At 41.0% G+C, this 7572-nt stretch carries 6 protein-coding genes; 3 read left to right on the forward strand and 3 right to left on the reverse strand.

From position 1 onward, the window contains the following. Window positions 1-266 precede the first annotated feature (266 nt). Both NJ959_RS22725 and NJ959_RS22730 read left to right on the forward strand, forming a co-directional pair. Entirely contained in the window at window positions 267-638 is a 372-nt protein-coding gene (locus NJ959_RS22725; protein WP_254014025.1) for a roadblock/LC7 domain-containing protein, read from the forward strand. A gap of 136 nt (window positions 639-774) precedes the next feature. Continuing rightward, complete coding sequence (locus NJ959_RS22730; protein WP_254014026.1) at window positions 775-1419, forward strand: GTP-binding protein; 645 nt, start codon at window positions 775-777, stop codon at window positions 1417-1419. An 81-nt stretch (window positions 1420-1500) separates the two neighbouring features. Here the strand turns inward: NJ959_RS22730 and ggt are convergent, their stop codons facing one another. Beyond that, entirely contained in the window at window positions 1501-3255 is a 1755-nt protein-coding gene (gene ggt, locus NJ959_RS22735) for a gamma-glutamyltransferase (RefSeq protein ID WP_254014027.1), read from the reverse strand. 427 nt (window positions 3256-3682) lie between these two features. Here ggt and NJ959_RS22740 point away from each other — a divergent pair, with 427 nt between their 5' ends. Next, a complete protein-coding gene (locus NJ959_RS22740) occupies window positions 3683-4846 on the forward strand; it encodes a tetratricopeptide repeat protein (protein ID WP_254014028.1) in 1164 nt (387 codons plus the stop codon). Between the two features lie 47 nt (window positions 4847-4893). Here the strand turns inward: NJ959_RS22740 and NJ959_RS22745 are convergent, their stop codons facing one another. Together NJ959_RS22745 and NJ959_RS22750 are read right to left on the reverse strand one after the other, a co-directional pair. Continuing rightward, window positions 4894-6714, reverse strand: coding sequence for an asparagine synthetase B family protein (locus NJ959_RS22745; protein WP_254014029.1), 1821 nt, complete (start codon window positions 6712-6714; stop codon window positions 4894-4896). Next, the coding region (locus NJ959_RS22750; RefSeq protein WP_254014030.1) for a class I SAM-dependent methyltransferase at window positions 6711-7572 on the reverse strand (862 nt) is incomplete at its 5' end. The genes NJ959_RS22745 and NJ959_RS22750, both read right to left, overlap by 4 nt.

The raw sequence follows: 7572 nt of genomic DNA on the forward strand, positions 1-7572 counted from the left end.
GAAAAATGTCGGCTGAAATTGCTAAAACTGAACTAGGGGGTAAAATTATGGGAGGCAGGAGAGAATTATGGCATTAGAACCCCAGGGATTCATGGAGTTGATGGTGAAGCGGGTTGATTTCAGTTGTTTTCAAGGAAACAGGTTGGAGTCAGGGATTATTTAAACGTTTGATTGCCAGCGGTGCAGTCGCTAGCTAAAAAAAAAGATCGTTCTAGTTTACAGTGAATAAACGTCGTAATCTCTAAAGGTTCAACAGGAATAAAATAATGGCTATCAATTCTCAAAAGCTAGGGCAGATCCTTCAAACTTTCGTGACATCAACTACTGATGTTCAGGGTGCGGCGATGGTGACTCCAGATGGTTTGCCTCTGTCTTCTTTTTTACCAGGTGGGATGGATGATGAACGGGTATCCGCTATGTCTGCGGCTATGCTTTCTTTAGGTGAGCGAATTGGTAAGGAATTAGCGCGTGGTAGTATCGATCGCATTTATGTTGAGGGGCATGAAGGTTTTAGCATTTTGACTAGTTGTGGTGAAGATGCTGTATTTCTGGTGCTAGCAAGTAAGGCGGCAAAGCAGGGAGTATTAATGTTAGAAATTAAACGAACGCTTGTTGAACTAAAGTCAGCGTTGCAGTAGTTTTAAAACTTACACATCAACCGGGTTTCTTCACTCTAATTCCAGAAGCCCGGTTGATGTGTGAGGGTGAATAATTCTTGTAGTTTAAGCCTATAAACTCAAGAAGTTTGGGTCAATTTTTACGGAGCAAAATCTAATGGAAACAATGCGTATCGTCGTCACGGGAACTGTAGGGGCTGGTAAATCTACCTTCGTCAAAACCTTCAGTCAAACGGAAGTCATAGAAACAGAAAAGAGGGCAACAGATGACACTAGTTTGTTAAAGAAAAAAACTACTGTAGCTTTTGATTTCGGCACCCGCGCATTAGGTAGAGATATGGAGTTGCAAGTCTATGGTACTCCCGGACAATCTCGCTTTGATTTTATGTGGGATTTGTTAATTCGTAGGGCGCACGCTTATATTTTACTGGTGGCGGCGAATCGCTCTAGTGCTTTCAATGATGCCCGCGAAATTATCTCGTTTATGAATCAGCGGGTGCAAATTCCCATGATTATTGCGATGACTTGTACGGATTTACCAGGAGCATTAGGGCAAGAACATGTTTTGTTTGGTTTGGGTTTCATGAACGATCGCAATCGCCCCCCAATTATAACAGTAAATCCCCACGATAAAACGTCAGTACTTGAAGCCGTAATGGTGTTAATGGCTCACCAGATTTTCCATGGAAGTGGTACTAAGGTGCCAAACCAAAGTACGACAAGTGCTACTCAACCTCCTAATCCACAGACTCCCAAAAGTACTTATCAATGGCCGAAACGGCAGTTTTCAGCAGGGGCGTGATATTAAGTTGGTTGTTGGTTGTTGGTTGTTGGTTGTTGGTTTTTCAAATAACAAATAACAAATAACAAATAACCAAAATAATCAGTCCCCCAAAGCAACTCCCTCACGACGGGGATCGGCACCTCCAATTAAACCCTCATCAGTTAATACTATCCCATGGGAACCACTAGTTTGTTCTAAAACTTGCACAGAATGCCCCATTGCTTCTAAATCACTTTTAAGATTAGCAATATCCGTACCAGCTTCCAATTCAGTTGCACCATTCCGGTTGCCAAAATTCGGTAGAGATATTGCTTCTTGACTGTCGAGTTTCCAATCTAATACCCCCACCAATGCCTTAGCAACATAATTGATAATGCGACTCCCGCCAGCCGAACCCACTACCATTACTAACTTGCCATTTTGGTCAAATACCATCATGGGAGACATGGAGCTTCTAGGGCGTTTTCCAGCTTCGACACGATTGGCGACTGGTTTACCATCAACTGTGGGAGAAAAGGAGAAATCAGTTAATTGATTATTCAGTAAAAAACCCCGTACCATTAATCTCGAACCAAAGGCATCTTCAATAGTAGTTGTCATCGATACTGCGTTCCCATATTTATCGACAATTGCGATATGACTAGTAGAGGGAAACTCGATGGCATTATCTGCCCCCCAAAGTAAGGATTGTTTTGATAATAATTCACCAGGCTTAACCTCAGTCATAGCACGATCCGGATTAATCAGAGCAGCTCGGCTTTTCAGATATTTCGGGTTAATTAATTCGTTAATTGGTACTGGCACAAAATCAGCATCTGCCATGTATAATCCTCGATCCGCATAAGCCAATCTTCCCGCTTCTGAAAATAAATGAACAGCTTGTAATGAATCAGGTTTAAGTGCAGCTAAATTAAAATTTTCTAGAATACCTAATATTTGGAGTACCGTCAGAGCGCCAGAAGTAGGAGGTCCCATGCCGCAAATCTTGTATACTCGATAAATGCCACATACTGGCGATCGCTCTTTTGCCTGATAATTTGCTAAATCCTTAGTGGTTAAGTCTCCTGGCACAGGAGCATTTTCTACTGTAGCCACGATATCGCGAGCAATTCTACCATGATAAAAATCATCAGCACCGCGAGAAGCAATCCGCCGGAGTACTTCACTATATGGTTTATTTACCAGTTTTGTTCCCACTGGTTTTGGTGTACCATCTGGTTGATAAAAATAACTTTTTGCTGGCTCTAAACGGGGTAGATAAGAATCTTTTTTGAGTGCAGTATATAAGAGAGGCGAGATGGAAAAACCTTGTTCAGCGAGTTGGATAGCAGGTTGAAATAGTTGATCCCAAGGTAACTTGCCAGATGCTTTATGTGCCATTTCTAGCATTCGGATTGTTCCCGGTACACCTACAGATTTACCGCCAATTACTGCATCATAAAATTGTAAAGGTTTGCCTTCTTCATTGAGGAAACGATCTGGTTTAGCCGCAGCGGGGGCAGTTTCTCTACCATCATATGTATGAATTTCTTTGGTTTTGCGATCGTAGTAAACTAGAAATGCGCCGCCGCCGATACCGGAGGCTTGTGGCTCAACTAAGCCTAATACTAATTGAACCGCGATCGCAGCGTCAACTGCACTTCCCCCACGACGGAGGATATCTCTACCTGCGGCTGCGGCAATAGGGTTAGGTGCGGCAACCATATCCGTCTGGGTTTTGACGGCTTCTCGCTCAATCCTGCGAGCGGCAGCTTCTGGTGGATGGGATTGAGTTAGCGCTACGATGGGGTGGATGAGGGCAGCAGTGAGGGTTAGGGCTAGGAGACGATAATTTAAGGCTAGTTTGGGTATCATGTTTAGAGAATGTTTCAGGCAAAAAGAGCGATCTAGTTCCCCATATTATCTGCTTTGCTGATATTAATTTTGCTTCAAACTGAGATATTGCAGCATTTTCAATCAGGGAAAAACCTAACCCCCCAGCCCCCTTCCCTCCATTAGCGTAAGCGTTGCTTGGCGTTAGCCTAGCGGCACGAAGTGTGGGAAGGGGGGCAAGAAATCTTACTACCCTCTCCTTGCAGGAGAGGGGCAGGGGGAGAGGTCAAATTCTAACATAGAGATACGCGGAGGTTGGAAATTTATGGACCAGAAATTTTATTATCAAGGGATAGATAAGGCACAAAAAGGTGATTTGGTAGGAGCGATTAGGGATTTTGATAAAGCGCTACAAATTAATCCTGAATTTGTTGAAGCTTACTAGAAAAGGGGTTCGCTTCGCTTTGATTTGGGAGATTCTGAAGGCGAGATCGCAGATTATACTCAGGCGTTAAGAATTAATCATAAAAGTATTGAAAGTTATTTGGGGCGGGGTTTGACTCGGTTGGGGTTGGGGGATAATAAAGGAGCAGTTGATGATGCCGATTTGGTATTGCGTCTTTATCCTAACCATGCACCTGCTTGTAACTTGCAAGGTATGGCTTATCGTCGGTTGGGAGATAATGAAGCTGCGATCGCAAATTTTAAGAAAGCGGCACAACTCTATTTAGAGCAAAAAGATCGGGAAAGTTGCCGTCGCTGTTTGGATAATATTACTCAAATTCAAGCATCCCAAAACTCCCTTGTTATCATACCTCAAACAGAGGAGTTTTACAAGGGGGCAATGGCAAAGTTTTATCGGGAAAATTATCGGGAAGCCCTTGATGATTTTAATTGGCTAATTCAAGTAGATCCCAAGGATGCTAAAGCCTATTGCTATCGAGGAATTGTTCGGAAAAAATTAGGGAATCTTCAGGGAGCAATTCAAGATTTGGGTGAAGCGATGCAACTGAACCCTAATGACGAGCAGATTCGCAATCATCGAGGATTAGTGCGGATTGAATTGGGAGATTATCGAGGTGCGATTGATGATTTTACTGAATTATTGCGCACCCAACCTCAAAATGCTGAAGCATTAGCTAATCGCGGTTACGGTTACTGTAAACTCGGCAACTATCGACAAGGGATTGAGGATTATTCGCGAGCATTAAGTATTAAACCTGACAATGCCCAATTTTACTGTCAGCGGGCGTTAGCTCGTGGAGATTTTGAAGATTATCAGGGAGCAGTTGATGATTATCAAAAGGCGGCAAACATTTATTTCGATCAACGAGATTGGGATAGTTATCAAAGAGTATTGAATAAGCAGAAGATTCAGGCAAAAAAAGCAGAAGTAGCAAGGAAAGAACGAGCGAATCAGCTTAATAATGAAGATGTTTTTATTAAACAAGAAAACCAAATTTGGTCTAACGTTCAACCAAATCAAGAATTACAAGAAAGACTGTTAAGAATGGTTGGCGGTTACTGGGATGTCGCCGCACGATTGATTGAATTAGCCAAGCAAAAACATCCAGGAATGTCGGAAAATTGGTATTTGGAGAAAGTGATTCAGGATTTAGAAAGGGATCGCTGAGTGTAGGGGCAAGTCGCTACAATAATATCTCATATTAACAAATAACCCTAATCGACTCGCCCTTTATAAATTTTGCCCTCCATTATCCATCTCCATACCTGCCAATAAAATAACAGTTCCCGCTCAGATGAAAATCGGGTAGGATCGGTTTCATTTTCGACTTTGATGCGACAAATATTGTCAGAATTTAAGTCAGGATGAGCTGGATTTACCTGAGCGATTACTTCTGCCAAAAGTGTGGAAGGTTTAAAGAATTTGCGATGTAAAGGTACGCCCAATTGTTGGAGAAAATCGCGTCCTAATTTCGACTTTGCTATACCAGATTGGACTTTAGAGGCGATTGTGAAAAATTCGTGGAGTGGGGAAAAAGCCTGCGGGCGCAACAGTTTACCACCCGAAACAAAGGGGATACTCAGCATGTGGGGAAAGTGGCGGCGGTAAATTTCGAGATAGAGTCTAAAGTTTGCTTTGAGATTAGGAGGAATAGTTGGAGCAATCCTCCATAATTCCTGATTTAGTCCGGGAGTGAAAGGTGATACTATATTGCTATAAACCTTGAGTGGATTTATACTGATCCGGTGGATAGTGCGGTTTCTCACCATAAATTGGTGAATCCCGAAGTCATCGTCGCTGTATTTCGCTTTTTCCACTTGAAGAAGTGTCATAAACTCTTCATAAATTTCTGCCGCTAACCGAGGCGAGAATATTTTTTTTACCCCTTGCCATGGCAAGGAATTTGGTGACATAGCTTTGGTAGCGAATAGTTGGGTAAATCCGCCAGAAATAGAAGGAAAATGTTGAAATAATACATTAGGAAATAGCCCATCCCAAACGCATTGCATCTCTGGCTGAAGGTGCTGTAACACCTGGGAAATAAACAGAAACAGGCTGGGTGTACCTACTTCATTGAATTGCAAATAATCTAGGTATTGGGGCGATGAGAAAAAATTCGGATCTGAGGAAATATTCTGCAAGGGTACACCTAATTTTTTGGCAACTAATCTGGCATAAATTCCATCCGCACCAAAAAACTCATCTTCATGATCTAAAACTACTCCATTTGGTTGGATACCTATTTTAGAGAGTATCGCCAATATCAGCCGAGAATCTAATCCACCACTGAGTAAAATTGTCCCAGGTTGATGATAAGTTAAATAAGCTTTGATATCCTGTTCAATTATATCGACTAAAGCCTCCGTATCAAGATCTTCCAATCGCATTTCCGGCTGAGGAGAAGGCCATTGCCAATAGGGATTTTCTGAGATGGTGTCATTGTCTGGATCGTAGATTATTATAGAACCTGGAGCCACCCTTTCCACTTGTTTGAGAGAGCTTCTGTTGCCAATAAAATGACCAAAGGTAACAAAAGCGCCCCAGGCAGCAGAATCCATTTCTAAATCGATTAAACCACTAGCTGCAAGTGCTTGTATTTCACTAGCCAATAGTAGCACACCCTGACAACGCGCCATATAAAGCGGTTGCATTCCCAGAATGTCGGTGACAATTGCCAGTTTCCGGGCGTTGGCATCCCAATATAAGGCGGCGAATGCACCATCAAATTTGGTTAGTGCTTGAGCGGCATTTTGATAATCGCTTTCGACAATTGTGGCAAGTTGTTGATTTATTTCGCCAGTTTTAGTTAGAGGCAAGCCAGTTATTACTAACAGATTTCCTTTTGAACCTTGCAGTTGTAACGATATTTTATTGGTGATTCCTGTTCTAGAAATTGAGGCAATATTACCGCAGTCTTCCAGTTGGAATATATTGTGTTCTGTGAATTGAGCCTTCTTTTGGGCATTAGCCATTGAGGTAATAGTTTGCTGGCTATTTGTGGGATGATTTCCGAGAATTACAGCGCATTTATTCATTTCATCAAACCCAATTTTTTAACTAAAAATTTTAGCTGTTTTTTTACAGATAGAATAAACCTAGATCTCTCACAATCCTCCACAAAATTATTGGCATTTTCAAAATCACTGACGATTTCTTGGTTTGTATTGCTTTTTCGGTAAATTGCGCGAATATATTCATCTCCATCTACTAAGACAAAACCATGCTTGTGCATAATATTTGTCAATGTTCTTAAAGTAAAATGGTATAAGTGAGCATTTTCTAAATATCCCAAAAAATTACCGCTATACCATGTTTTGACATTCTTCACTCCTGGCACTTCAATAAATAAATAACCATCTTCACTTAAAATCTCTGCGACTTTAGTTAGTTCTCTATTGATATCAAAAATATGCTCTAAAACATGAGAATATATTATTAATTTTGGTTTTTCTTCTAAAGTAATACTGTGGAGATCGCCCTCGTAAACGTTCCATAAACTATCCTTACCATATCTTGTTTTTCCTGCCTCCAAACATTCACGATCGTAGTCTATTCCTAATGTTTTATAGCCATTTTTACAGAAATTATAAAGAGTTGCACCTGCTCCAGATCCTACTTCTAGCACCAAAGATTGTTTTTCTAAATCGAGATGTTTAACAATCCAATTAAATTGTTTTCTACCAAAAGATAGCTTATTTGTAAAGTATTCTTCTGGCAGTGCTAAAGTCCCTGCATAAAGTTTTCTATAATGATTTTGATAAAAATCGATATAATCTTTTTCTCTTAAGCAAGGATTAGTTTGTAATAATCCACAATTTTTACATAATACTGTTGAAACATGAAAACCAAACTTATCTTGTTCCGCAATTAAATTAAAGTCTTCTCCATTGCAT

It is taken from the genome of Limnofasciculus baicalensis BBK-W-15 (assembly GCF_024178385.1).
GTDB classification, from domain to species: domain Bacteria; phylum Cyanobacteriota; class Cyanobacteriia; order Cyanobacteriales; family Coleofasciculaceae; genus Limnofasciculus; species Limnofasciculus baicalensis.